Genomic DNA, 26,451 nt, shown 5'->3' on the forward strand with positions numbered 1-26,451 from the left:
AGCTGGGTCCAATAATAATCATTATCATTTGCAAGTCAAATGTTTTTATCCGTGGGATAGAAATATTTTTCCTTCGCGGCTGTTATCCGTTCGCCCGAACCTCCGGTGCCCGCAACGACCGCTCGACCATCGCCTTTGCCATATCAATCAAATACACCACTGAAAACGCCAGGTCGCGCTGGTTGCCCTGATGGCTGCTCGCTGATTCGTAGGCCGTGGCGGCGGCACTGCGCAACAGGTCCGAGGCGTGCACCAGGGCTTCCTCCTGGCTGATGCCGGGCTTGATGGCGAAAAAGCTGTCATCCGGGACGGGTGCTGACATATTTTCTTTCAAGTAGAAGTCCAAGGCACGCTGGGCAGCACCGCTGCTGCGCAGGCCTTGCACGTCATCGTTTTCGGGTGTTTCAGGCAGGGGATACGGGCTCGTCGTCATAAGGGGCGGTACTCTGGGTGGGTGTCGAAAACCTTATGCCCGATGATAGTACGTATCGTATTTATGTCGTTTTATGGATTACTACAAACTGTTTATTGCCCTGGAAACTGGCTGACGTATTGTCGGCGGCCATGGATAAATGGATAGCGTTGGTCAAGGCCAACATGAAAGACCGCAAGGTCACCCAGGGTGAGTTGGCTGAACGCTTGGGCATGTCCCAGGGGGGCGTTGGCCACTGGCTCAACAAGCGCCGCGTGCCGAGCCTGGCGGATATGAACCGGGTGCTGGCAGAGTTGGGGCTGGGCGACCTGGAAGTGGTGCAGGAGCTGCGTGAGAAGGCCGACGAGGTCGTAGACCCGGCAAGACAGTACACGGCGTATTTTCGCTACCCGGTCAGCGAGTGGAAAGGCCTGGGCGAAATCCGCGAAGAGCGCCCGGCCTATGGTGCCGCGCGCTTCGAACCGACGGATTACCACGCCCGGGGCGACGCCTACTGGCTGCCGGTGACGAGCGACGCCATGACCGCACTCAGCGGCCCGAGCATCGCAGCAGGGATGATGATCCTAGTGGATCCGGCCATCGCCGCCGAACCCGGCAAATTGGTAGTCGCCCAACGGGCCGGCAGTACCCAGGCGACCTTCCGGCAGTTGCTGGAAGAGAGCGGCCAGCTCTACCTGGTGCCGCTCAACCCCACCTACCCGAAACTGCTGTTCACCGTTGATTGCCGCATCCTCGGCGTCGTCGTGCAGGCCACGGTGAAGTTCTAGTCCGCCGTTTCGAGCTCCACCAACGCACACCCCTCGGCAACCATTTCGCCCTCCTGGCAGAACAGCGCCTTGACTACCCCGGCCTGGGGCGCGCGGATACTGTGCTCCATCTTCATCGCTTCGAGCACCACCAACTGGGTGCCGGCCTCGACCGTTTGGCCGACGTCCACCAGCACCCGCACGATGCTGCCGTTCATCGGTGCCGTGAGGCCGCCCTGGTGCGACTGGCTGGCCTCGACAGCAGCAATCGGATCGAACAGGCTCACGCCCTGCATCTCGCCGTCCCAACGCAGGAAAACCCTGTGCTCGTTGCGCACTGCCAGATGTGAACGACGGACGCCCCGGTGTTCGATCACTAACTGTTCGCCCTGCAATGTCGCGGCGATGGCGGCCAGTGTCACCAGGCGGTCCTGGCCATTGCAGCTCAAGTGCAGCGAGACCTCGGCGGGCAGTCCTGCACGGAATCCACGGGTGTCCGCCCATGGCCCGTCACCTGGGGGCAAGCTCTGCATGAAGGCAGAACCTGCGGCCTGCCAGAATTCATCGCTCAACGTCCCGGCCACCGGCAGAAGTTCGTCCTGGTAGCGCGGAATAAATCCGGTATCCAACTCGGCCGCCGCAAATGCCGGATGACCAATAATGCGCCGCAGGAAGCCCAGGTTGGTCTTCAGCCCACCCACGGCAAACTCGTCGAGCATGCTCAGCAAGCGCAGGCGTGCCTGTTCACGGTCTTCACCCCAGGCAATCAGCTTGCCGAGCATCGGGTCGTAGAACGGCGACACGTCGTCTCCTTGCGCGACACCACTGTCCACGCGGCGCCCCGGGCCCGGCGCGGACTCGCGATACAGCGCCAGGTGCCCGGTGGCGGGCAGGAAGTCATTGGCCGGGTCTTCGGCGTACAAGCGCACTTCAATCGCATGGCCGATCAGCGGCACCTGCTCCTGGGTGATCGGCAGCGCCTCGCCCTGGGCGACGCGAATCTGCCAGGCCACCAGGTCCAGGCCGGTAATCGCTTCGGTGACCGGGTGTTCCACCTGCAGCCGCGTGTTCATCTCCATGAAGAAAAACTCGCCGCGCGCATCCAGCAAGAACTCCACCGTGCCCGCGCCGACATAACCGATGGCCTGGGCCGCACGCACCGCCGCTTCGCCCATGGCCTTGCGCTGTGCAACGCTCAGCCCCGGTGCCGGGGCTTCCTCGACGACCTTTTGGTGGCGGCGTTGGATCGAGCAGTCCCGCTCATTGAGGTACAGGCAATGCCCGTGCTGATCGGCAAATACCTGGATCTCTACGTGGCGTGGCTTGAGCAGGTATTTCTCCACCAGCATCTGCCCATTGCCGAAGGACGACAGCGCCTCACGCTGGGCCGAGGCCAGGGCGTCGGCGAGCTGGCTGACATCCTCCACCACCTTCATGCCCTTGCCGCCGCCCCCGGCCGTGGCCTTGAGCAGCACCGGATAGCCGATGCGCTCACAGGCGTCGCGGAAGGTTTCCAGGTCCTGTTCCGTGCCGTGATACCCCGGCACCAGGGGCACGCCGGCGGTTTCCATCAGGGCCTTGGCGGCGGACTTACTGCCCATGGCGTCGATGGCCGAGGCGGGCGGCCCGAGGAAGATCAGCCCCGCCGCCTCGATCGCACGGGCAAACCCGGCGTTTTCCGACAGGAAACCGTAGCCTGGGTGAATGGCCTGGGCACCGCTGGCCTGGGCGGCGGCGATCAATTTGTCGATTTGCAGGTAGCTCTCGGTGGCTTTGCTGCCCCCCAGGTCGACGCGAATATCCGCCTCGCGGCTGTGTCGCGCATCACGGTCGACGGCGCTGTGCACCGCCACGGTGGTCAGGCCCATGGCCTTGGCGGTGCGCATCACCCGGCAGGCAATCTCGCCGCGGTTGGCCACCAGCAGGGTGGTCAGCGTGCTCATGAACGCGGCTCCTGGGGCTGCCAGCTGGGCGGGCGTTTTTGCAGGAACGCGCGTAAACCCTCCTGGCCTTCGGCGCTGACACGGATGCGCGCAATGGCATTTTCGCAATAGCGGCGCAGGGCTGGGGTGAGCGCGCCGTTACCGACTTCGCGCAGCAGGTCCTTGCTGGCGCGCATCGCCGCCGGGCTGTTATGCAGCAGGTGGGTGATCCACTGTTCCACCTGTTGGTCCAGTTCGCCAATCGGGTAGCTTTCCGCCAGCAGGCCGATTTCCCGGGCACGCTGGCCGCCAAACCGCTCGGCGGTCAGGGCATAGCGACGCGCCGCACGTTCGCCGATGGCCTGCACCACGAACGGGCTGATCACGGCCGGGGCCAGGCCGATGCGGACTTCCGACAGGCAGAACTGCGCGTCATCGGCGCCGATGGCCATGTCGCAGCAACTGATCAGGCCCAGCGCGCCACCGTAGGCCGCGCCTTGCACCACCGCCAGGGTGGGGATTTTCAGCTTGGCCAGGTTGTACATCAGCTCCGCCAGTTCGCGGGCGTCGTCCAGGTTGGTGTGGTAATCCAGTTCGGCCGACTGCTGCATCCACGCCAGGTCGGCACCGGCGCTGAAGTGCCTGCCGCGCCCCCGCAGGACCAGGAAACGCAGGGATGCATCACCTTGCACATGGTCGAGGGCGATGATCAGTTCGCGGATCATCTCGGCGTTGAACGCGTTGTTCTTGGCTTCTCGGCTGAGCCACAGCGTGGCAAAGCCACGGCTGTCGGTGATCAGTTCGAGGGTATTGAAATCGCTCATGGGTACGGCTCCATTTACATGCGGAACACGCCGAAGCGGCTCGGCTCGATGGGGGCATTCAGCGCGGCGGACAAGGCCAGGGCCAGCACATCGCGGGTCTGCATCGGGTCGATGACGCCGTCGTCCCACAGGCGTGCGCTGGAGTAATAGGGGTGACCCTGGGTTTCGTACTGGTCGAGGATCGGCTGCTTGATCGCCGCTTCCTCTTCAGCGCTGAAGCCGACGCCTGCCCGTTCAGCCTGTTCACGCTTGACCTGCACCAGCACGCCCGCAGCCTGTTCGGCACCCATCACGCCGATGCGTGCGTTGGGCCACATCCACAAAAAGCGCGGGTCATAGGCGCGGCCGCACATGCCGTAGTTGCCGGCGCCGAAGCTGCCGCCGATGATCACCGTGAATTTCGGCACCTTGGCGCACGCCACTGCAGTCACCAGCTTGGCGCCGTGCTTGGCGATGCCACCGGCTTCGTATTTCTGGCCGACCATAAACCCGGTGATGTTCTGCAGGAACAGCAGAGGAATCCCGCGTTGGCAGGCCAGCTCGATAAAGTGCGCGCCTTTTTGCGCGGCCTCGGCGAACAGAATCCCGTTGTTCGCCAGGATCGCGATCGGGTAGCCGTGCACATGCGCGAAGCCGCACACCAGGGTGGTGCCGAACAGCGCCTTGAACTCATCGAACACCGAGCCATCCACCAGCCGTGCGATCACTTCGCGCACATCGAACGGCTGCTTGGCATCGGCCGGGATCACGCCGTAGAGCTCTTCGCTGCTGTACAACGGCGCCACGGGCGTGCGTTGCAGCAATTGGCCTTGCTTGCGCCAATTGAGGTTGGCCACGCTGCGGCGGGCCAGGGCCAGGGCGTGTTCATCACTGTCGGCATAGTGGTCGGCCACGCCGGATATCCTGCAGTGCACGTCGGCACCGCCGAGGTCTTCGGCGCTGACCACTTCACCGGTAGCCGCCTTCACCAATGGCGGGCCGGCCAGGAAGATCGTCGCTTGGTTACGCACCATGATCGCTTCGTCGGCCATGGCCGGCACGTAGGCGCCACCGGCGGTGCACGAGCCCATCACCACGGCGATCTGCGGGATGCCCTGGGCACTCATGTTGGCCTGGTTGAAGAAGATCCGCCCGAAGTGTTCGCGGTCGGGAAACACTTCATCCTGGCGCGGCAGGTTGGCGCCGCCGGAGTCCACCAGGTAAATGCACGGCAGGCGGTTCTGTTCGGCGATGGTCTGGGCGCGCAGGTGTTTTTTCACCGTGAGTGGGTAGTAGGAGCCGCCTTTGACCGTGGCGTCGTTGGCGACGATCATGCATTCGACGCCTTCCACGCTGCCGATGCCGGCAATCACCCCGGCGGCCGGCACGTCTTCGCCATACACCTGATGGGCGGCCAGTTGGCTGAGTTCAAGGAACGGCGAGCCCGGGTCCAGCAGGCGATTGATGCGCTCGCGCGGCAGCAGTTTGCCGCGTGAGGTGTGACGCTCCTGGGCCTTGGCGCCGCCGCCTTGCTGCACGTGGGCGAGCAGAGTGTGCAGGGCGTCGACCTGTTGGCGCATCGCCGCGCTGTTGCTGGCGAACTCCGCTGAGCGTGGGTTGAGCTGGGTGTGCAAGGTGGCCATGGGACGCTCCTTCAGCGGGTTTCGTTGAAGAGTTCGCGACCGATCAGCATCCGCCGAATCTCACTGGTGCCGGCGCCGATTTCATACAGCTTGGCGTCCCGCAGCAGGCGCCCGGCGGGGAATTCATTGATATAGCCATTGCCGCCGAGGATCTGGATCGCGTCGAGGGCCATTTGCGTGGCGCGTTCGGCGCTGTACAGGATCACCCCGGCCGCGTCCTTGCGCGTGGTTTCGCCGCGTTCGCAGGCCTGGGCCACCGCGTAGAGGTAGGCGCGGCTGGCGTTGAGCTGGGTGTACATGTCGGCGACCTTGCCCTGGATCAGCTGGAACTCGCCGATGCTTTGACCGAACTGCTTGCGATCGTGGATGTAGGGCACGATCAGGTCCATGCACGCCTGCATGATCCCGGTGGGGCCGCCGGACAACACCACGCGCTCGTAATCGAGGCCGCTCATCAGCACTTTCACGCCGCCGTTGAGCACGCCGAGGATGTTTTCCTCCGGCACTTGCACGTCATCGAAGAACAGTTCGCAGGTGTTGGAGCCACGCATGCCGAGCTTGTCGAACTTGTTGCTGCGGCTGAAGCCTTTCCAGTCGCGCTCGACGATAAACGCGGTGATGCCGTGGGGGCCCCTTTCCAGGTCGGTCTTGGCGTAGATCACATAGGTGCTGGCGTCGGGGCCATTGGTGATCCAGGTCTTGCTGCCGTTGAGCACATAGTGGTCGCCGTGTTTGTCGGCGCGCAGTTTCATCGAGACCACGTCGGAACCGGCGTTGGGTTCGCTCATGGCCAGGGCGCCGACGTGTTCGCCGCTGATCAGTTTGGGCAGGTACTTGAGTTTCTGTTCGTGAGTACCGTTGCGGTTGATCTGGTTCACGCACAGGTTGGAGTGGGCGCCGTAGGACAACGCCACCGAGGCCGAGCCACGGCTGATTTCTTCCATGCTCACCACGTGGGCCAGGTAGCCCAGGCCGGCGCCGCCGTATTCTTCCGGTACGGTGATGCCCAGCAGGCCCATGTCCCCGAACTTGCGCCACAGGTCGGCGGGGAACAGGTTGTCGATGTCGATCTGTGCCGCACGGGGCGCGATTTCCTTGGCCACGAAGGACTGCACCTGGTCGCGCAGCATGTCGATGGTTTCACCGAGGGCGAAGTTCAGGGACGGGTAACTCATGGACAGGCACCTTAATGTGAGCTTTGTTGTTGTGTGGATGGCGCGCCAGGGAAGGGCGCTCACCTTTACGTTAACGTAAGCTTGCGTTACGGTGCTGTCAATCGTAGTTTACGTTTACGTCAACCTACAAAAAAGACAACAGGGGTCGTTATGGATCAACTGCATCCGAGCTACAGCCGTGGCTCCCAGGACAAGGCCTTGCTGGCCATGACCATTGGCCAGGCCTTCGATCACACCGTGGCGCAGCACCCCGATGGCGAGGCCCTTGTGGTACGCCATCAGCAGCGTCGCTACACCTGGCGGCAACTGGCCGAGACCGTCGAGGTGCACGCTCGCGCGTTCCTGGCCTTGGGTATGCAGACCGGCGACCGCCTGGGTATCTGGGCGCCCAATTGCGCCGAGTGGTGCATCAGCCAGATCGCCAGCGCCAAGATTGGCGTGATCCTGGTCAATATCAACCCGGCGTACCGCAGCAGTGAACTGGACTACGTGCTCAAGCAGTCCGGCTGCGAGTGGCTGGTGTGCGCCGGCGCGTTCAAGACCTCCGACTACCACGCGATGTTGCAGGCATTGCAGCCTGAGCTGCGCGGCATGATCAGCCTCGACCCCAGCCCGCCCCCGGGCTTCCTGCCCTGGTCGGAACTGGCGGCCCTCGGTGCGGGCCTGCCGCCCGAGCAGCTGCACAGCCGCCAGGCCAGCCTGCACTTCGATCAAGCCGTCAATATCCAGTACACCTCCGGTACCACCGGTTTCCCCAAGGGCGCCACCCTCAGTCATCACAACATCCTCAATAACGGCTATATGGTCGGCGAAAGCCTGGGCCTCACCGCGCAGGACCGCCTGGTGATCCCGGTGCCGCTGTACCACTGCTTCGGCATGGTGATGGGCAACCTGGGCTGCATCACCCATGGCACCACCATGATCTACCCGAATGACGGCTTCGATCCGCTGCTGACCCTCACCGCCGTCGCCGAAGAACGTGCCACCGGCCTGTACGGCGTGCCCACCATGTTTATTGCCCTGCTCGATCACCCGCGCCGGGGCGAGTTCGAGCTGTCCACCCTGCGCACCGGCATCATGGCCGGCGCCACGTGCCCCATCGAGGTGATGCGCCGGGTCATCGGCGAATTGCACATGGGCGAGGTGCAGATTGCCTACGGCATGACCGAGACCAGCCCCGTATCCCTGCAAACCGGCGCGGATGACGATCTGGAGCGCCGCGTGACCACCGTCGGCCGCACCCAGCCGCAACTGGAAAGCAAGATCATCGATGAAGCCGGTAACACGCTGCCCCGTGGCCAGGTCGGCGAACTCTGCACCCGTGGCTACAGCGTGATGCTCGGCTACTGGAACAACCCCGACGGCACCCGCGAGGCCATCGACGCTGCGGGCTGGATGCACACCGGCGACCTGGCCACCATGGATGCCCACGGCTATGTGTGCATCGCCGGGCGCAACAAGGACATGATCATTCGCGGTGGCGAAAACGTGTACCCGCGCGAGGTGGAAGAGTTTTTCTTCACCCACCCGGCGGTGGCCGATGTGCAGGTCATCGGCATTCCGGACGAGCGCTACGGCGAGGAGATCGTGGCCTGGGTCAAGTTGCATCCGGGCCATGTGGCCAGCGAACTGGAACTGCAGGCCTGGTGCAAGGGCCGCATCGCGCATTTCAAGACGCCCCGGTACTTCAAGTTCGTGGAGGAGTTTCCGATGACGGTGACGGGCAAGATCCAGAAATTCCGCATGCGCGAGATCTCGATCGAAGAGCTGGGGGCAGGGCAGGGTTAAAGGCCAGAAAGCACAAAGGGGACCCGAAGGTCCCCTTTAATTTGTCGTTGCGTGCTCTTTTTTTATTATTGAGGGGCGGTCTATTGTTGTTTTTGGCGACCGTTACCCTTACCGCTGTTTTTGGCGACCCCCATCCGGGGTCAAGAGCAAACGTATTTTTTTGAGCGCTGACCTGCTTCTTCGTTAACGATCCAACCAGTGGGTAGCTACCTGAGGTAGTTTTATTTTTCTCTAACCGGTTGCGGGTTTCGGCATGCCGTACCCTGCGAAGCACATCTTCTCCAAAAAAATCTGTTAGCTGCGTCTCTGCCGTGTTGTTTTTGTTATGTCAGAGTCGTTTCGTCTTATTTTTATTAGGTTTGGCGCTTTTTATTCTTGTTATGCCATAGAGATAGCAGAAGGCGTGCCAACTTTTAAAATCCATTTAAAATCAATAAGTTAATTTTTTAGTAGGACTTGGCCTACAGAAAATACGACAAAATATGTTCCCGTGTTACTCGATGTGTAGCCGTGCGGTAACACATTGTCACGGCTACGCTACTCAACCGGCTGTCCGCGCCTTGGCTACGCGCGAGCCCGTGGGGCGGCCGAGGACATGGCTGATGTGCAGGCCCGCGCGAATCAATGCATCCAGGTCGATGCCGGTGTCGATCCCGAGGCCATTGAGCAGGTACAGCACATCTTCGGTGGCGACGTTACCGCTGGCGCCCTTGGCATAGGGGCAGCCGCCGAGGCCTGCAATAGAGCTGTCGAATACCGTGATGCCTTCCAGCAGGCCGGCATAGATATTGGCGATGGCCTGGCCATAGGTGTCATGGAAGTGGCCCGCCAGTTTGTCCCGTGGCACCTGCGCGCCGACCACCTCGAACAGCCGCCGCGTGGTGCCCGCCGTGCCGGTGCCGATGGTGTCGCCCAGGGAGACCTCGTAGCAGCCCATGGCATACAGCTCCCGCGCGACCGCCGCCACCTGTTCCGGCGCAATCTCACCTTCGTAAGGGCAACCCAGCACACAGGACACATAGCCGCGCACGCTGATGCCGTGCTGCCTGGCCGCCGCCATGATCGGCGCAAAACGCTCCAGGCTTTCGCTGATGGAACAGTTGATATTGCGCTGGGAAAACGCCTCGGAGGCTGCGGCAAACACCGCCACTTCCTTTACGCCCGCCGCCAGCGCGTCCTCGAAACCACGCAGGTTTGGCGCCAGCGCACCGTAGGTTACGCCGGGCTTGCGCTGGATCTGCGCGAACACGTCGGCGGAACCGGCCATTTGCGGCACCCACTTGGGCGAGACAAAACTGCCGACTTCGATATAGCTCAGGCCCGCCGCGCTGAGGGCATCCACCAATCGGACCTTGTCGGCCACGCTGATGGGCTGGGCTTCGTTCTGCAAGCCGTCGCGCGGGCCGACTTCCACCAGGCGCACATGGGAGGGGAGGGACATGGCAGCTACCTTCTGATCAATGGCCAACCTGGCCCATGGTTTGCGCCAGGGCCTGGGTGCAACGCTCTTCGGCGGTGTCCAGCTCCAGCTTCATTTGTTCGATATCCAGCAGTTGCTGTTCCAACTGCTCACGGCGCTCGGCGATCTTGGCCAGCATGCTGTTGAGTTGGATCTGGTTGCCGCCGGTGGGGTCGTAGAGTTCGATCAGCTCACGGCACTCGGCCAGGGAAAAACCGATGCGTTTGCCCCGCAGGATCAGTTTGAGGCTGACCTTGTCCCGCGCCGAATAAATGCGCTCCTGGCCCCGGCGTTCCGGGGCCAGCAGGCCTTGTTCCTCATAGAAGCGAATGGCGCGGGTGGTGATGTCGAGCTCACGGGCGAGGTCGGAGATGCTGTAGGTCGTGCTCATGGGGGCGCTCAAGAAGGTCTTGGCGCTAAGCTAATGTCAGGTTGACGTAAACGTCAAGGGGCGCTGCGCAGCCCATCGGGGCAAGCCCCCTGCCACAGGGGGCGCTCTTCAGCCTCAGGCCTGTTGCTTATCCAGCTTCTTCTCATGGGCGGTGACTTGCTGGCACAACTCGATCATCTGCTCGCGCATCCAGCGGTTGGCCGGGTCCTGGTCGGTGCTTTCGTGCCAGTACAGGTGGGTTTCCACCGGTGGCACGTCATTGACCGGCAGGTTGAACCAATGCAGTTCATGGCGGCGGGCGAAACGTTCGGGCACGGTCATGACCATGTCGGTCTGCTGCAACACTTGCGAGGCCATCAGGTAATGCTGGGAGCGCAGGGCGATCTTGCGCTGGATGCCCATCTTGCCCAGGGCCAGGTCGACATGGCCCAAGCCGTTGCGGCGGCTGGAGATATGGATATGGGTCAGCGACAGGTAGTCATCCAGGGTGAACTTGTCCTTGCCCGCCATGGGATGGCCCTTGCGCATGGCGCACACGTAGCGGTCTTCCATCAGCTTGACGTGGCGTACCTGCGGGTCGGTGTTGAGCGGCGCGTCCACGGCAAAATCCAGGCGCCCGGCCGCCAGTTCCTTGGTGGTCTCGCGGCGTTTGGACAGGAAACTCTCGATCACCACGGTGGGCGCCAGGCGGCGCAGGCGTTGGAACAGCAGCGGCAGAATCACCGCTTCGGTGAGGTCGGTCATGCTGATGCGGTAGGTCTTGGCCGCCTGCTGCGGGTTGAAGATGCGGCTTTCCTGCACCGACACCCGCAGCAACGACAGCGCATTGCGCACCGGGCCGATGATGTTCTGCGCCATCGGCGTGGGCACCATGCCTTGGGCGGTGCGCACGAACAGCGGGTCGTTGAACGTCTCGCGCAGGCGCGCCAGGGCGTTGGACACCGCCGGCTGGGTGATGCCGACAATCTGCCCGGCGCGGGTCAGGTTGGCTTCGGTGTAGATCGCGTCGAAGACGATAAAGAGGTTGAGGTCGACCTTGCTCAGATTCATTTCGTTGCGCTCTTATTGTTAGTTGGCCATACGTCGATCATATATCGGTGATGAATGTTAATACACGCCGAGAATAGGCTAGGTAAATTATCAACGCTGTTCTAGCATCGATTGCATGACCTAAACAACCTCTCAAAGAAGGGAGCTGCTCATGGATTTCGCCTATTCGCCCAAGGTTCAGGAACTGCGTGAACGTGTTACAGCGTTCATGGACGCTTACGTTTACCCGGCCGAGCCGGTGTTCGAACGCCAGGTCAGCGAAGGCGACCGCTGGCAGCCCACCGCCATCATGGAAGAGCTGAAGGCCCGGGCGAAAGCCGAAGGCCTGTGGAACCTGTTCCTGCCCGAGTCCGAACTGGGCGCCGGCCTGACCAACCTTGAATACGCCCCCCTGGCCGAGATCATGGGCCGCTCGCTGCTGGGTCCGGAACCGTTCAACTGCTCCGCCCCCGACACCGGCAACATGGAAGTGCTGGTGCGCTACGCCAACGAAGAGCAGAAACAACGCTGGCTCGAACCGCTGCTGCGCGGCGAGATCCGTTCGGCCTTCGCCATGACCGAGCCCGATGTCGCCTCTTCGGACGCCACCAACATGGCCGCCCGCGCCGAGCGCCAGGGCGACGAGTGGGTGATCAACGGCAAGAAATGGTGGACCTCCGGCGCCTGCGACCCGCGCTGCAAGATCCTGATCTTCATGGGCCTGAGCAACCCGGATGCACCGCGCCACCAGCAGCACTCGATGATCCTGGTGCCGGTGGACGCCCCTGGGGTAAAAATCGTACGCCCGCTGCCGGTGTTCGGCTACGACGACGCGCCCCACGGCCACGCCGAAGTGCTGTTCGACAATGTCCGCGTGCCTTACGAAAACGTACTGCTGGGTGAAGGCCGAGGCTTCGAGATTGCCCAAGGCCGCCTTGGCCCAGGCCGTATCCACCACTGCATGCGCTCCATCGGCATGGCCGAGCGCGCGCTGGAACTGATGTGCAAACGCTCCGTCAGCCGCACCGCGTTCGGCAAGCCTTTGGCGCGCCTGGGCGGCAATATCGACAAGATCGCCGACTCACGCATGGAAATCGACATGGCGCGCCTGCTGACCTTGAAAGCGGCGTACATGATGGACACCGTGGGCAATAAAGTGGCAAAAAGTGAAATCGCCCAGATCAAGGTGGTGGCGCCGAACGTGGCGTTGAAGGTGATCGACCGCGCGATCCAGATCCACGGCGGCGCCGGCGTCTCCAACGACTTCCCGCTGGCCTACATGTACGCCATGCAACGCACCCTGCGCCTGGCCGACGGCCCGGACGAAGTGCACCGCGCGGCCATCGGCAAGTTCGAGATCGGCAAGTATGTGCCTAAGGAGTTGATGCGCGGCGGGCAGTAACAGCGCGTCGCCTGCAATCGGGGGCAAGCCCCCTCCCACACTTTGAATGTATTCCCAAATCAAAATGTGGGAGCGGGCTTGCCCCGATGAGGCCGGATCAGGCCCTGAAGATCCAGCAGCCCTCAGTAAACCCAAACCTCCACGCGCCGATTCTTGATCCGCCCCTCATCCGCCGTATTCGCCGCCACCGGCATCTGTGCGCCGAAGCCGCGAATATCGCGCAATACCACGCCGTTCTTGACCAGCTCCCGGCGTACCGCCATCGCCCGCAGCTTCGAGAGCAGCGCGGCCCGTTGCGGGTCATTCTTGGCATCGCCGAATCCCACCAGCGTTACCTGCTTGTCGAGTTGGTTGTGGCGCTTTATATAGGCCACGACGCGCTGCACGTCCTGGCGCGCCTTGTTGTCCAGGCTGGCGCTGCCTTCCTCGAAGCGAAAATTCACGCTCAAACGCTGGGCGTCACGGGCAATCGCCTGGTAGTCGTCGGGCATCGAAGGGCGCGGCTCCACCGTCATCGCCTGCACCTGCTGCGCAATAAACCCATTGGCCGCCACAATCGCCTGGCCTTTGCTGCTCTGGGCAAAGTCCACCAGCGCCTTGGCCCACGGGTTGCTGGAGGAGGGCGGCAGGTAGAAGAACAGCCGGCGAGACAGCGGGTAATCCTCGGTGGCAATCAGGCTGTTCAACGGCAACATCGGTTGCGAGTCGCCATCGACAATCGCCACCGCCTTGGCCTGGCGCACGTAAGGCAAGCCGATAAAACCGATGCCCTGGGGATCCCGGCTCACCGCATCGGACAACGCTTCGCTGGACTCGAAGCGCTTGGCGGACGCGGCCAGGGGCTTGCCGCGCAGGCGCAGCACCAGGTCCTTGAAGGTGTCATAGGTGCCGGATTGGTCATCCCGCGCGTACAGATGAATGGTTCCGCCGATCCCGCCCAATGCTTCCCAGGTGTTGATTTCGCCGTTGAAAATCTGCGCCAGTTGCTCGGTGTTCAACGTATTCAGCGGGTTGCGCGGGTTGAGGATAATGGCCAGGCCGTCGATGGCGATCACCTGTTCGGCCTCGGGGCTTTTCAGGTCGCCGAGCGCTTCGAGGTCCACCAGTTCGCTGTCTTTTATTGGCCGGGACGAGGCGGCCAGGTCGGCGCTGGCGTTTTTCAGCGCGACAAACCCCGTGCTGGAACCATGGGCCGCCACCTCGACGGTCACCGTCCTGCCCTGGCGCGTCTTGCCGATCACGCGCTGTTCATTGGTGCCCTCGGCCGGTTCGCTGTGCACCGCCTGCAGGCCCTGATGCTCCATCAACCCCTTGACCAGCGCGGGCCCCAGCGCCGCGCCAATGGTGTTGGAACCCTGGATGCGCAAAGCCGGGCCTTGGTCGGGAACGGGGAGGGGGGCAGCCACGACGCAGAGGGACAACGCGCTACACAACAGGAACAGAACGCGCAGCATCATGCCGGCACCTTCTCAAGCCAAAGGGAGTGCCGCGAGATTAAGTCACTTGGATTTCAATAATGTGACTGACAGTCAGCTTATCTGTTACTGATACACCGCGATCGGGGGCAAGCCCCCTCCCACATTTGGCCCGAGTACAGTCAGGGGGATCAGCTGAGTTCGAGCCAGATCGGCGCATGGTCAGACGGTTTCTCCAAGCCCCGCAGGTCGTAATCCACCCCGGCATCCTTGACTCGTGGCAACAAGCCATTGGAGGCCATGATCACGTCAATGCGCAGCCCACGCTTGGGCTCATCCTCGAACCCACGGCTGCGGTAGTCGAACCAGCTGAAACGGTCGGCCACCTCGGGGTTGAGGTGGCGGAAACTGTCCACAAGGCCCCAGTTCTTCAGGCGCGCCATCCACTCGCGCTCTTCGGGCAGGAAGCTGCACTTGCCGGTTTTCAGCCAGCGCTTGGCGTTGTCGGCGCCGATGCCAATGTCGCAGTCCTCCGGGGAAATGTTCACATCGCCCATCACCACCAGGGCCTGGTCGTTGCTGAACTGGCTTTCCAGCAGGTGCTGCAAATCTGCGTAGAAGCGCTGCTTGGCGGGGAACTTGGTCGGGTGGTCGCGGCTTTCACCTTGTGGGAAATAGCCGTTCATGATGGTCACCGGCTGGCCGTTTTCATCGGCGAAGGTGCCCCAGATAAAACGGCGCTGGGCGTCTTCTTCATCGCTGGCAAAGCCCTTGTGCACGCTCAAGGCTTCTTTGCGCGAGAGCAGCGCTACACCGTAGTGGCCTTTTTGCCCGTGGTAGTACACGTGATAGCCCAGGGCCTGCACTTCGGCCAGGGGGAACTGGTCGTCGTGGACCTTGGTTTCCTGCAGGCCGATGACGTCGGGTTGGTGTTTTTCAATCAGTGCCGCCAGCTGATGAGGGCGGGCGCGCAGCCCGTTGATATTGAAGGAGACGATTTTCATGGTCGGCGGTCCAGTCTGGCAAAAGGGCGATGCTAGCGGACAAGTCGGACGGGGGCCAGCGTGGCGGTAGGACAGATGCACTGCTAATGTCTGGGAACGACTGGTGCTGCGTAGGTTCGTACCCATAAGAACGCCATCTATTGAGTGGCGCCCAGGGAGATTGACTGTATGACTGACACTGCCATTGGCGAAGTTCGCCTGCTCAACAGCGGCTACTCCCGCGAAGCACGCTCGCTGCTGTACCAGGCCTATCGGCATGAGCCGACGTTTGCCTACATCTTCGAGGCGGAACGCGCAGGTTATGAACAGCGGGTACGTGCCACCGTGCGCGAACTGGTCAAGCAGCATTTCTTCCAGAAACTTCCCGCCATCGGCCTGTTCGTCAACGACCGCCTGATCGGCATCGCGCTGATCGCGCCCCCGCAGCGGCGCCTGGGGATTACCGAAAGCTGGGCCTGGCAATTGCGCATGTGGCTGAGCACCGGCGTGCGCGGCACCCGGCGCTACCTGGACTACCACTATGCGGTGATGGCCTGCCTGCCCAACGAATCGGTGCATGTGTTGCCGCTGCTGGGCATTCATCCGCAATTCCAGGGCAAGCACTACGGTGAACAGCTGCTGGAGGCGGTACACAATTGGTGCGCGGAAGACCCGCACTCGTCCGGTGTGGTGTTGGACACGGGGAATTCGCGCTATCTGGAGTTCTACAAACGCCAGGGCTATGAGGAGATCGGCGAAGTGGCGGTAGGACCGATTCTGGAGCACGTATTTTTCCACCCCAATCCGCAGGTGTTACATGCTGCAACGGCTTAGCGCAGAATTTTTCAGAATCCTCTGAGTTCTAAGTTTCTCCCCAGCTCGTGTAGCATCCGCGCCTATGAAGTTTCCAGGAAGATTTACCAGCGGCTTGGTTCTGCTGTTCACAAGCTGCGGCGCATTCGCGCAAAGCGAATTGGACGTGCGGATCAAGCCAAAAAACGACGCGTTGAAAGCCAACATCGAAGGCTATATCGGCGGGGTGGGCGAGCGTGATGAAGAGGCCTTGCTGCGGTTCAGCCGTGGGGCCGAAGAGCAGGCGCGCAAAGCCGCCCAGGCTTTAGGTTTCTATCAGCCCCGGATCGAAAGCGATGTGAAGGGCGGCAAGAACCCGCGCCTGATCCTCACCATCGACCCCGGCGAACCGGTGCATCTGCGCAACGTGACCATTCGGGTCGACGGCCCGGCCGCGGACCTCAAGGCCTTTCGCGTACCCGCCAGCGACGACCTCAAATCCGGCGCCGTGCTCAACCACGGCCACTACGAAGACGCCAAGCGTCTGATCCAGAACCAGGCCTCGCGCTACGGCTTTTTCAGCGGGCGCTTCACTCACCAGAAACTCTCGGTAGACCCCCAGGCCGGTGTCGCCGATATCGAACTCATCTATGACAGCGGCCCGCGCTACACCTTGGGCAAGGTCAGCTTTGCCGGCGATACGCCGTTTGACGAAGAGCTGCTGCAACGCATGGTGCCGTTTAAAAGTGGCGCCCCCTACGATTCCGAACTGATCGCCGAACTCAACCAGAACCTGCAAGCCAGCGGCTTTTTCGAAGGCGTGCGCGTCGACGCCGCACCCGCGGCTTCGGCCAATGACGTGATCCCGGTGGCCGTCAACCTGGAGACCCGCAAGCCACGCACCATGGGCCTGGGCCTGGGTTTCTCCACCGACGTCGGCCCGCGCGGCAAGGCCAACTGGACGCGCCACTGGGTCAATCCCCAGGGCCACAGCTATGGCTGGGAAGCCGAGTTGTCGGCGCCACGGCAGAACGTCGGGTTGTGGTACGACATCCCGCTGGACCCGCCGCTCACCGATAAACTGCGTTTCGCCGGCGGTTACCAGAATGAAGAAATCGCCAACACCGACACCTTGAGTAAATTGCTCACCCTCGGGCCCGAATGGCACAGCAAGTTGCCCAGTGGCTGGACCCGGGTGATCTCGCTCAAATACCAGCGCGAAGAATACCGCCTGGGCAATGACTCGGGCCTCAGTAACCTGGTGATGCCGGGTGTGAGTTATTCCTACCTGCGCAGCGATAACCGCATCGACCCCCATAACGGCTACCGCCTGCAATTCGACAGCAAGGTGGCGAAGGAGGGACTGGGCTCCGACACCAACCTGTTGTACGGCACGGCCATGGTCAAGGGCCTGACCACCCTGTGGGACAACCACCGCTTCCTGGCGCGGGCCCAGGTCGGCGGCAGTGCCACTAATGGCTACAAGTCGGTGCCGCCGTCGCTGCGGTTCTTCGCCGGTGGCGACCAGAGCGTGCGCGGCTACGAGTACCAGACCCTGTCGCCGGAGAATGACCGGGGCGACCGTATCGGCGGCCGCTACATGGTGGCCCTGAGTGCCGAGTATCAATATTCCATCGCCGAAAAATGGCGGATTGCGACCTTTATCGACCAGGGCAACTCGTTCAACTCCCTGGAGTTGCCCAGCTTGAAGACCGGTGTGGGTGTCGGCATCCGCTGGGTCTCGCCGGTCGGGCCGATCCGCCTGGACCTGGCCCACGCCCTGGAAGACCCGGGCGGCGTTCGATTGCACTTTTCCATGGGGCCTGAGCTGTGATGCGTGGTGTGAAAATAGCGGGGCTGGCCGTGTTGGCCACCCTTGTCGTGCTGTTGCTGGCCCTGTGGGCGGTCCTCGGCACCCAGGCGGGCAGTCGCTGGGCGCTGGGGCGTGTACCGGGTTTGAGCGTAGAGAATTTCCACGGCCGTCTGGGCGGCCAGTGGCGCGCCGATCATCTGCTGTGGGCGCAGGACGGCAGTCGCGTCGAACTCGATGCGCCGACGTTTGACTGGTCGCCGGCGTGCCTGTTGCGCATGACCCTGTGCATCAATCGCCTGGATGTGGAGCAAGTCCGCCTGGACGTTGCGCCGAGCACTGAAGAGAGCAGTGGGCCGATTCAATTGCCGGACCTGAAGCTGCCCGTTTCCATTCAGTTGGGCGACGTTCGTGTCGGCAGCCTGCTGCTTAACGGCAGCGAACAACTCAAGGGCCTGCAACTGGCCGCGCACTGGACCGCCGCCGGCATGCAGATTGACGCGGTGCACCTGCAACGGGACGGCCTGGTGCTGGACCTGAACGGCCTGTTGCAACCCAGCGGCGACTGGCCGCTGACCGCCAGCGGCAACCTGAGCCTGCCCTACGCCCCCGGCGGCGCGCCGTGGACGGTGGCGCTCAAGGTCGAGGGCGACCTGCTCAAGACCCTCAGGCTCGACGCCGACAGCAGCGGCTACCTGCCGGCCAAACTCAAGGGCGAGCTGCAACCCCTGGTGGACAACCTCCCGGCCCAGGTGCATATCACCGCCGATGGCTTCAAACCCAGCGCCGATCTGCCCGACACCCTGCAACTCAATCAACTGGACCTCACCGCCAAGGGCGACCTGGGCAGCGGCTACCAACTGCTGGGCAAGGCTGTGCTGCCGGCGGAAAAAGGCCCGGTGGACCTGCTGCTGCAAGGCAAGGTCGACGCCAAGGGCGCGCAGATCGCCGGCCTGGACCTGAATGCCGGCGACAAACAAAGCCTCAAGCTCACGGCGCAGTTGGACTGGCAACAAGGCTTCAGCGCCGAGGCCAAGATCGACTGGCTGGACTTTCCCTGGCATCGCCTCTACCCGCTGATCGACGAGCCACAGGTGGTGTTGCGCACCTTCAACGGTGAGGTTTCCTACAAAGACGGCAACTACCTCGGCAACCTCAAGGCCGACCTGGACGGCCCGGCGGGCAAATTCAATCTGGTCACGCCGTTCAGTGGCGACCTCACGCAAATCTTCCTGCCTGAGCTGAAGCTGACTGCCGGCCAAGGCAAGGCCGAAGGGCATTTGAACCTGCAATTTGCCGATGGTATTGCGTGGGATACCGCGTTGGACCTGTCGGCGCTGAACCCGGCGTACTGGGTGGCGGAATTGCCGGGCACGCTGGCTGGCCCCTTGCGCAGCAAAGGTGAATTCAAAAACGAGCAGCTCAAGCTCAACGCCGACCTCGACCTCAAGGGCCGCCTGCGTGGGCAAACCGCCGTGCTGGCGGCCAAGGCCGAGGGCGCGGGCGAGCAATGGACCCTGGCCAACCTGGATGTCCGCCTGGGCGACAACCGCATCAACGGCAGCGGCAGCCTGCAGCAACGCCTGGCCGGGCAGATCGATATCAAGCTGGCGCGCCTGGCCCAGCTGTGGCCGCAATTGCGTGGGCAGGTCAATGGCCGACTCGACGTGGCCGGCAGCCTCAAGGCGCCCCAAGGCCAACTCGACCTCAAGGGCCAGCAACTGGCGTTCGCCGATAATCGCCTGCAAAGCCTGAGCCTGGACGCGACCCTGGACAGTGCCCAGCGCGGGAAAATCGACCTCAAGGGCAGCGGCATTCAAAGTGGTGACACCCAGGTTGGCGCGCTCACCGCCAGCGCCCAGGGCGATATCAGGAACCAGAAGGTCCAACTCGACCTGGCCGGCCCCTTGGTCAAGCTGGCTCTGGCCTTGGACGGCAACCTCGACAAAGGCAACTGGCGCGGTCGCCTGGCCAGTGGCGATGTGCAGGCGGGTGGCCAGGACTGGAAGCTGCAGGCGCCGGCAAAAATCGAGCGCATGGCCGACGGCAAGCTGACTTTTGCGGCCCACTGCTGGGTCTCCGGTGCGGCCAGCCTGTGCGGTGAAGACCAGCGCCTGATGCCCGAACCCAAATTGCGCTACCACCTCAAGCAATTCCCCATCGACAGCCTGGCGGCGTTTCTGCCCAAGGACTTCGCCTGGCAGGGCAAGCTCAACGCCGACGTCCAACTGGACCTGCCCGACAGCGGCCCCAAAGGCGTGGTCGCGGTGGATGCCAGCGGCGGTACCCTGCGGGTCAAGGACAAGGACCAGTGGCTGGATTTCCCCTACGACACCCTCACGCTGGAAACCACCCTCAACCCCAAGCGTATCGACACCCAGTTGAACTTCCGAGGCGGCAAGCTCGGCGAGTTGCTGTTGCAGGCGCAGATCAACCCATTGCCGAAAAACAAGCCGATCAGCGGCAATTTCAGCCTGACCGGGCTGGATCTCGCCGTGGCGCGGCCGTTTGTGCCGATGGTCGAGAAACTCAGCGGCAAGCTCAACGGCAGCGGCCGGATCGCCGGTGGCCTGCTGGCGCCGCAGGTCAACGGCAACGTCAACCTGGTGGGCGGTGAAGTCTCCGGGCCAGAGCTGCCCATCAGCCTTGAAGGCCTGAACGTGCAGGCGCTGATTGCCGGTGAAAGTGTGCAATTGAATGGCGCATGGCGCAGTGGCAAGGCCGGGCAGGGCAGCCTCAAGGGCCAGGTCGACTGGGGCCAGGCCCTGGTGGTGGACCTCAGCCTGCAAGGCTCGCAACTGCCGGTCACGGTGGAGCCCTATGCGGTGCTGGAAGTGGCCCCGGACCTGAAGATCAGCCTGAAGAACGACAAACTGGCGATTGCCGGCAAGGTGCGGATCCCCCGCGGTGACATCACCGTGCGCGAACTGCCGCCGTCCACCGTCAAGGTCTCGGATGACACCGTGATCGTCGGCAGCCAGACCGAAGAGGGCAAGCCACCGATGGCCATGGCCATGGATATCGACGTGGCGGTGGGCGAAGACCAGCTCAACTTCTCGGGCTTCGGCCTCACCGCCAAGGTGCAGGGCCATGTGCACATCGGCGACAACATGGACACCCGTGGCGAGTTGTGGCTCAACGACGGCCGCTACCGTGCCTATGGCCAGCGCCTGGATGTGCGCCGCGCACGCCTGCTGTTCGCCGGGCCGCTCGACCAGCCATACCTGGATATCGAAGCGATCCGCAAGACCGACGATGTCGTCGCCGGTATCCGCCTCAGCGGCAGCGCCGAGCAGCCCACCACGCAGATCTTCTCGGAACCGGCCATGAGCCAGGAACAGGCGCTGTCCTACCTGGTGCTGGGCCGTCCGCTGAGTTCTACTGGCGAAGACAACAACATGCTCGCCCAGGCCGCCCTCGGCCTTGGCCTGATGGGCAGCGCCGGGGTCACCTCGGATCTTGCCAACAAACTGGGGATTCGCGACTTCGACCTCGACACCCAGGGCAGCGGCAACAATACGGCAGTGGTGGCCAGCGGCAAGATCACCGAGAAACTCAGCCTGCGTTACGGGGTAGGGGTGTTCGAACCGGCCAGCACCATTGCCTTGCGCTACCTGCTGAGCAAGAAGGTGTACCTGGAAGTGGCGAGTGGCGTGGCCAGTTCCCTCGACATCTTCTACAAGCGCGATTTCTAGATCCTTTCGCGGTACAAAATGTGTGAGGGGGCTTGCCCCCGATAGCAGTCGTTCAGTCAACACATCAGTGACTGACCCAACGCTATCGGGGGCAAGCCCCCTCCCACATTAGCAAGCAAGCTAATTATTCCATTTGACTTTAGCTGCCTAGGCAGTAACATCTCGTCATGCATTCACTGCCTAGGCAGTAATAAGGTGACTTCCGATGCCCCACTTCACCCCTGAAAACTTCCACAACTGCCACCTCGGGCTGTTGCTGGGCCGTGCGGCGCTCCTCAAGGACCGCATCATCGACACCCACATGGAACCCCACGGCATCACGGCCGCGCAGTTCAAGGTGCTGATCATCATGGCCCAGTTCGGCGTCGACACCCCGGCCGAACTGTGCCGCAACCTGTCCCTGGACAGCGGTTCGATGACCCGCATGCTCGACCGCCTCGAGCAGAAAGGCCTGCTGGACCGCAAACGCTCCGAGCAGGACCGCCGCCAGGTGCAGTTGGTGCTGACTGCCGACGGCCAGCGCCTGGCAGACATGCTGCCGCACATAGGCGCCCAGGCGTTGAACCAACTGGCGGGCGTACTTGAGGCTGGCGAGCTGGAAACCCTGGAACGGATTCTCAAGAAAATTCTGATAGCTGCCGGTGATCCCATCACCCTGCAGCGGGTAGGTAAAGCATGAACACACGTGCCCTATGCCTGGTGCTCGTGGCCATGAGCATGGCCGGTTGCGCCAACTACAGCGGCCTCGACACCCAGGGCCGGCGCCTCGACGCCAACACCTTGCAGACCGGTAAATCCCTGAGCGGGGTGACCCTGTCGAGTGCCGCCTGGCCCAGCGCCGACTGGTGGAAAAACCTCGGCGACCCGCAGCTCGACGGTTTGATCCAGGAAGCCCTGCAAAACAGCCCCGACATGCAAGTCGCCAGCGCCCGTGCCCATCAGGCCGAAGCCGCCGCCTATGCCGCGAATGCCGCACGCATGCCGACCCTGGATGCCAGCGCCGGCGTGAGCCGTTCACGCCTGGCCAAGGACCAGGACCCGCGCGGCGAGGGCGATGCTTACTCGACCGTGCGTAATATCGGCGCCAGCTTCAATTACAACTTCGACCTCTGGGGTGGCCAGCGCGCCGCCTGGGAAGCCGCGCTGGGCCAGGCCCGCGCCGCCGAAGTCGACCAACAGGCCGCGCGCCTGACCCTCGCTGCCGATGTGGCCAAGGCCTACAGCGACCTGGGCCAGGCGCACATCGTGCGCGACCTGGCCGGCGATGACCTCAAGCGCACCCGGCAAATGCTCGACCTGAGCAAGCGCCGCCTCGCTGCGGGCATCGACAGCCAGTACCAGTACCAGCAGACCGAAAGCCTGGAAGCCAGCTCCCAGTCGCAATTGATCGATGCCGACAAGCAACTGCAGAGCGCCAAGATCGCCCTCGCCGTATTGCTCGGCAAAGGCCCGGACCGAGGCGGCGAACTGGCCCGTCCGAATGTGCTCAAGCCCGCCGCTGTCGCCGTGCCTTCGGTGTTGCCCGCCGAGCTGCTGGGCCGCCGCCCGGACCTGATCGCTGCGCGCTGGCGAGTCGAGGCTGCGAGCAAGGACATCGCCGCCAGCAAGACGCGCTTCTACCCGAACCTCAACCTCAGCGCGAGCGCCGGGGCCGAGTCGTTGCTGGGGGATGCGATGTTCGGCTCGGCCAGCCGCTTCTTCAACATTGCGCCGACGATCTCGCTGCCGATCTTCGATGGCGGCCGCCTGCGCGCCGACCTCGATGCGCGCGATGCCGACTACGACCTGGCCGTGGCCCAGTACAACAAGACCCTGGTGCAGGCCTTGGGCGATATCGGCAACACCCTTTCGCAACTGCGCGAAACCGGTCGGCAGATCCAGGCCCAGCAACACGCCACGGACATTGCCCAGCAGTCCTACGACACCGTGGTCCAGCGCTACGGCTCAGGGGTCGGTAACTACCTGGACGTGCTAAGCATCGAGCAGCAATTGCTGCAGGCCCAGCGTCAGCTGGCGACCCTGAATGCCGGGCAAATCGATCTGTCGATTCAATTGATGCAGGCCCTGGGTGGCGGATACAGCGCCGACAACGTGGCGTCGACCACCCCAGCCACCCGCACGGAATAATTTGAGGTATTTGTCATGGCCACTGCCGAAAACACCAACGCTACAGAACAACCCAAAGACAACAACCCACGCAAACGCAAGGTCATGCTGATCGGCCTCGCGCTGATCGTCATCCTCGGTGTCGTGGGCGTATGGGGCTGGTATGAATTCTACGGGCGCTTCAACGAGAGCACCGACGACGCCTATGTGAACGGCAACGTGGTGGAAATCACCCCGCTGGTCACCGGCACCGTGGTCAGCATCGGCGCGGACGATGGCGACCTGGTCCACGAAGGCCAGGTGCTGATCAACTTCGACCCCAACGACGCCGCCGTCGGCCTGCAAAGTGCCCAGGCCAACCTGGCCCGCACCGTGCGCCAGGTGCGGGGCTTGTACAGCAACGTCGATGGCATGAAAGCCCAGGTCAACGCACAGAAAGCCGATGTGCAAACTGCCCAGGACAACTTCAATCGTCGCAAGACCCTGGCCCAGGGCGGCGCGATTTCCCAGGAAGAACTGTCCCACGCCCGTGACAGCCTGACCGCTGCGAAAAACGCGCTGACCAACCTTGAGCAGCAACTCAAGACCAGCAATGCGCTGGTGGATGACACCGTGATCTCGTCCCACCCGGACGTGCAGGCCGCCGCCGCGCAACTGCGCCAGGCCTACCTGGCCAATGCGCGCAGCACCTTGATCGCGCCGGTCACCGGCTACGTGGCCAAGCGCACCGTGCAACTGGGCCAGCGCGTGCAGCCGGGTACGGCGTTGATGGCGGTGATCCCGCTGAACCAGCTGTGGATCGACGCCAACTTCAAGGAAACCCAACTGCGCGACATGCGCATTGGCCAGCCGGTGGACATCGAGTCGGACATCTACGGCAGCGACGTGAAATTCAGCGGCACCGTGGATAGCCTTGGCGCCGGCACCGGCAGTGCGTTTGCCCTGCTGCCGGCGCAGAACGCCACCGGTAACTGGATCAAGATCGTGCAACGGGTGCCGGTACGCATCCACATCAATGCCGAAGAACTGGCCAAGCACCCGCTGCGGGTCGGCCTGAGCACTGTCGTCAATGTCGACCTGCATGACCAGAGCGGCCCGGTGCTGGCGCAACAGGCGCCGCAGAAGGCGACCTTCACCACCAACGTGTACGACCGCCAATTGGCCGAGGCTGACGCCATGATCACCGAGTTGATCCATGCCAACAGCATCGCCGCGCCCAAGGCTGTGCAGCGCTGATGAGCAATAACGCCTCCTTCACGCCGCCCAGCCTGTTGATGGCCACCATTGGCCTGTCGCTGGCGACCTTTATGCAGGTGCTCGACACCACCATCGCCAACGTGGCCTTGCCGACCATTTCCGGCAACCTCGGCGTGAGTTCGGAGCAGGGCACCTGGGTGATCACCTCGTTTGCGGTGAGCAACGCCATCGCCTTGCCGCTGACCGGTTGGTTGAGCCGGCGGTTTGGCGAAGTGAAGCTGTTCCTGTGGGCCACCATGCTGTTTGTGCTGGCCTCGTTCCTCTGTGGTATTTCCACTTCGATGCCCGAACTGATCGGCTTTCGGGTGCTGCAAGGCCTGGTGGCCGGGCCGTTGTACCCGATGACCCAGACCCTGCTGATCGCGGTCTACCCGCCGGCGAGGCGTGGCATGGCCCTGGCGTTGCTGGCGATGGTCACGGTGGTGGCGCCGATTGCAGGGCCGATCCTCGGTGGCTGGATCACTGACAGCTACAGCTGGCCGTGGATCTTCTTTATCAACGTCCCCATCGGCATCTTTGCGGTGATGGTGGTGCGTGCGCAATTGAAGAAGCGCCCGGTGACCACCAGCTACCAGCCGATGGATTACGTCGGGCTGTTGAGCCTGATCGTGGGCGTCGGCGCGTTGCAGATCATCCTCGACAAGGGCAACGACCTGGACTGGTTCGAATCCAACTTCATCATTGTGGGCGCGGCGATTTCGGTGATTGCCCTGGCGGTGTTCATCATCTGGGAAATGACCGACAAGCACCCGGTGGTCAACCTGCGGCTGTTTGCCTACCGTAACTTTCGCATCGGCACGATTGTGTTGATCCTCGGCTACGCGGGCTTCTTCGGCATCAACCTGATCCTGCCGCAGTGGCTGCAAACCCAGATGGGCTACACCGCCACCTGGGCCGGCCTGGCGGTGGCGCCGATCGGCATCCTGCCGGTGCTGATGTCACCGTTCGTGGGCAAGTACGCGCACAAGTTCGACCTGCGCCTGCTGGCGGGCCTGGCGTTCCTGGCGATCGGCTTGAGCTGCTTTATGCGCGCGGGCTTCACCAATGAGGTGGACTTCACCCACATTGCCCTGGTGCAGTTGTTCATGGGCATCGGCGTGGCGCTGTTCTTCATGCCGACCTTGAGCATCCTGATGTCCGACCTGCCACCGCACCAGATTGCCGACGGCGCCGGTCTTGCGACCTTTCTGCGGACCCTGGGCGGCAGCTTTGCGGCCTCGCTGACCACCTGGATCTGGATCCGCCGGGCGGACCAGCACCATGCGTACATGAGCGAGAACATGACCACCTATGACTCGGCCACCCGCGACGCGCTGCAGGCGCTCGGTGGGGCAGGGCACAAGGCCTACGCGCAACTGGACCAGATCCTCACCAGCCAGGCGTACATGATGTCCACCGTGGATTACTTCACGTTGCTGGGGTGGATGTTCATGGGGTTGATGTTGCTGGTGTGGCTGGCCAAACCGCCGTTTGGCGCCAAGGCAGGGCCGGAAGCGTCCGGCCACTGATTGGCAAAGACTGAAATGCAATCAATTGTGGGAGGGGGCTTGCCCCCGATGAGGGAGTGTCAGTTGAACATCTTTTACTGACCCGCCCTAATCG

General features: G+C 62.9%; 20 protein-coding genes. 10 read left to right on the forward strand and 10 right to left on the reverse strand.

From position 1 onward, the window contains the following. Positions 1 to 82 precede the first annotated feature (82 nt). On the reverse strand, positions 83 to 433 hold the full coding sequence (locus C8K58_RS00090) for a DUF6124 family protein (RefSeq protein WP_027606266.1): 351 nt from the start codon (positions 431 to 433) through the stop codon (positions 83 to 85). A 131-nt stretch (positions 434 to 564) separates the two neighbouring features. On the opposite strand from C8K58_RS00090, the gene C8K58_RS00095 reads away from it, so the two are divergent. After that, on the forward strand, positions 565 to 1,200 hold the full coding sequence (locus C8K58_RS00095; protein ID WP_092357664.1) for a LexA family transcriptional regulator: 636 nt from the start codon (positions 565 to 567) through the stop codon (positions 1,198 to 1,200). Here the strand turns inward: C8K58_RS00095 and C8K58_RS00100 are convergent. The 4 genes from C8K58_RS00100 to C8K58_RS00115 are packed head-to-tail and all read right to left on the reverse strand — an operon-like array spanning position 1,197 to position 6,722. Continuing rightward, a complete protein-coding gene (locus tag C8K58_RS00100; protein ID WP_092357662.1) occupies positions 1,197 to 3,122 on the reverse strand; it encodes an acetyl/propionyl/methylcrotonyl-CoA carboxylase subunit alpha in 1,926 nt (641 codons plus the stop codon). The two genes, C8K58_RS00095 and C8K58_RS00100, sit on opposite strands and share 4 nt — an antisense overlap. Further along, positions 3,119 to 3,925, reverse strand: a complete 807-nt coding sequence (locus tag C8K58_RS00105; RefSeq protein ID WP_027606269.1) for a gamma-carboxygeranoyl-CoA hydratase — start codon at positions 3,923 to 3,925, stop codon at positions 3,119 to 3,121. Before C8K58_RS00105 ends, C8K58_RS00100 begins: the two co-directional genes overlap by 4 nt. Positions 3,926 to 3,939: 14 nt before the next feature. Beyond that, entirely contained in the window at positions 3,940 to 5,547 is a 1,608-nt protein-coding gene (locus C8K58_RS00110; RefSeq protein WP_108572649.1) for a carboxyl transferase domain-containing protein, read from the reverse strand. A gap of 11 nt (positions 5,548 to 5,558) precedes the next feature. Continuing rightward, complete coding sequence (locus C8K58_RS00115; protein WP_027606271.1) at positions 5,559 to 6,722, reverse strand: isovaleryl-CoA dehydrogenase; 1,164 nt, start codon at positions 6,720 to 6,722, stop codon at positions 5,559 to 5,561. 150 nt (positions 6,723 to 6,872) lie between these two features. Between C8K58_RS00115 and C8K58_RS00120 the strand changes: the two genes are divergently transcribed. After that, positions 6,873 to 8,510, forward strand: a complete 1,638-nt coding sequence (locus tag C8K58_RS00120; RefSeq protein WP_108572651.1) for an AMP-binding protein — start codon at positions 6,873 to 6,875, stop codon at positions 8,508 to 8,510. A gap of 541 nt (positions 8,511 to 9,051) precedes the next feature. Here C8K58_RS00120 and C8K58_RS00125 read toward each other — a convergent pair. From C8K58_RS00125 to C8K58_RS00135, 3 genes are all read right to left on the reverse strand, one after another. Continuing rightward, the gene (locus C8K58_RS00125) at positions 9,052 to 9,951 is read right to left on the reverse strand and encodes a hydroxymethylglutaryl-CoA lyase (protein ID WP_027606273.1); all 900 of its coding nucleotides are present in this window, start codon (positions 9,949 to 9,951) and stop codon (positions 9,052 to 9,054) included. Between the two features lie 16 nt (positions 9,952 to 9,967). After that, complete coding sequence (locus C8K58_RS00130) at positions 9,968 to 10,360, reverse strand: MerR family DNA-binding transcriptional regulator (RefSeq protein ID WP_027606274.1); 393 nt, start codon at positions 10,358 to 10,360, stop codon at positions 9,968 to 9,970. 114 nt (positions 10,361 to 10,474) lie between these two features. After that, entirely contained in the window at positions 10,475 to 11,410 is a 936-nt protein-coding gene (locus tag C8K58_RS00135; protein WP_027606275.1) for a LysR family transcriptional regulator, read from the reverse strand. Positions 11,411 to 11,561: 151 nt separating this feature from the next. Here C8K58_RS00135 and C8K58_RS00140 point away from each other — a divergent pair, with 151 nt between their 5' ends. Next, the gene (locus tag C8K58_RS00140; RefSeq protein ID WP_027606276.1) at positions 11,562 to 12,791 is read left to right on the forward strand and encodes an acyl-CoA dehydrogenase; all 1,230 of its coding nucleotides are present in this window, start codon (positions 11,562 to 11,564) and stop codon (positions 12,789 to 12,791) included. A gap of 122 nt (positions 12,792 to 12,913) precedes the next feature. Here the strand turns inward: C8K58_RS00140 and C8K58_RS00145 are convergent, their stop codons facing one another. After that, positions 12,914 to 14,248 (reverse strand): substrate-binding domain-containing protein, encoded by a 1,335-nt coding sequence (locus C8K58_RS00145; protein WP_108572653.1) that lies wholly within the window; start codon positions 14,246 to 14,248, stop codon positions 12,914 to 12,916. A gap of 149 nt (positions 14,249 to 14,397) precedes the next feature. Then, positions 14,398 to 15,210 carry an exodeoxyribonuclease III gene (xthA, locus tag C8K58_RS00150; RefSeq protein ID WP_027606278.1) on the reverse strand — a complete coding sequence of 271 codons (813 nt, stop codon included), beginning with the start codon at positions 15,208 to 15,210 and terminating at the stop codon, positions 14,398 to 14,400. A gap of 168 nt (positions 15,211 to 15,378) precedes the next feature. On the opposite strand from xthA, the gene C8K58_RS00155 reads away from it, so the two are divergent. From C8K58_RS00155 to C8K58_RS00185, 7 genes are all read left to right on the forward strand, one after another. Further along, on the forward strand, positions 15,379 to 16,023 hold the full coding sequence (locus C8K58_RS00155; protein WP_027606279.1) for an N-acetyltransferase: 645 nt from the start codon (positions 15,379 to 15,381) through the stop codon (positions 16,021 to 16,023). 64 nt (positions 16,024 to 16,087) lie between these two features. Continuing rightward, entirely contained in the window at positions 16,088 to 17,815 is a 1,728-nt protein-coding gene (locus tag C8K58_RS00160; protein WP_108572655.1) for an autotransporter assembly complex family protein, read from the forward strand. After that, positions 17,815 to 21,486, forward strand: a complete 3,672-nt coding sequence (locus tag C8K58_RS00165; RefSeq protein ID WP_108572657.1) for a translocation/assembly module TamB domain-containing protein — start codon at positions 17,815 to 17,817, stop codon at positions 21,484 to 21,486. Before C8K58_RS00160 ends, C8K58_RS00165 begins: the two co-directional genes overlap by 1 nt. A 205-nt stretch (positions 21,487 to 21,691) precedes the next feature. Continuing rightward, complete coding sequence (locus C8K58_RS00170; protein ID WP_027606282.1) at positions 21,692 to 22,165, forward strand: MarR family winged helix-turn-helix transcriptional regulator; 474 nt, start codon at positions 21,692 to 21,694, stop codon at positions 22,163 to 22,165. After that, entirely contained in the window at positions 22,162 to 23,613 is a 1,452-nt protein-coding gene (locus tag C8K58_RS00175; RefSeq protein ID WP_027606283.1) for an efflux transporter outer membrane subunit, read from the forward strand. Before C8K58_RS00170 ends, C8K58_RS00175 begins: the two co-directional genes overlap by 4 nt. Positions 23,614 to 23,628: 15 nt before the next feature. Then, positions 23,629 to 24,828 carry an efflux RND transporter periplasmic adaptor subunit gene (locus C8K58_RS00180; RefSeq protein ID WP_065927031.1) on the forward strand — a complete coding sequence of 400 codons (1,200 nt, stop codon included), beginning with the start codon at positions 23,629 to 23,631 and terminating at the stop codon, positions 24,826 to 24,828. Beyond that, positions 24,828 to 26,357 (forward strand): DHA2 family efflux MFS transporter permease subunit, encoded by a 1,530-nt coding sequence (locus C8K58_RS00185; protein WP_027606285.1) that lies wholly within the window; start codon positions 24,828 to 24,830, stop codon positions 26,355 to 26,357. The genes C8K58_RS00180 and C8K58_RS00185 overlap by 1 nt, the downstream gene beginning before the upstream one ends. The last annotated feature ends 94 nt before the right edge of the window (positions 26,358 to 26,451 follow it).

Origin of the sequence: Pseudomonas sp. GV047, assembly GCF_003058245.1 — a bacterium.
Classification (GTDB): Bacteria; Pseudomonadota; Gammaproteobacteria; order Pseudomonadales; family Pseudomonadaceae; genus Aquipseudomonas; species Aquipseudomonas marginalis.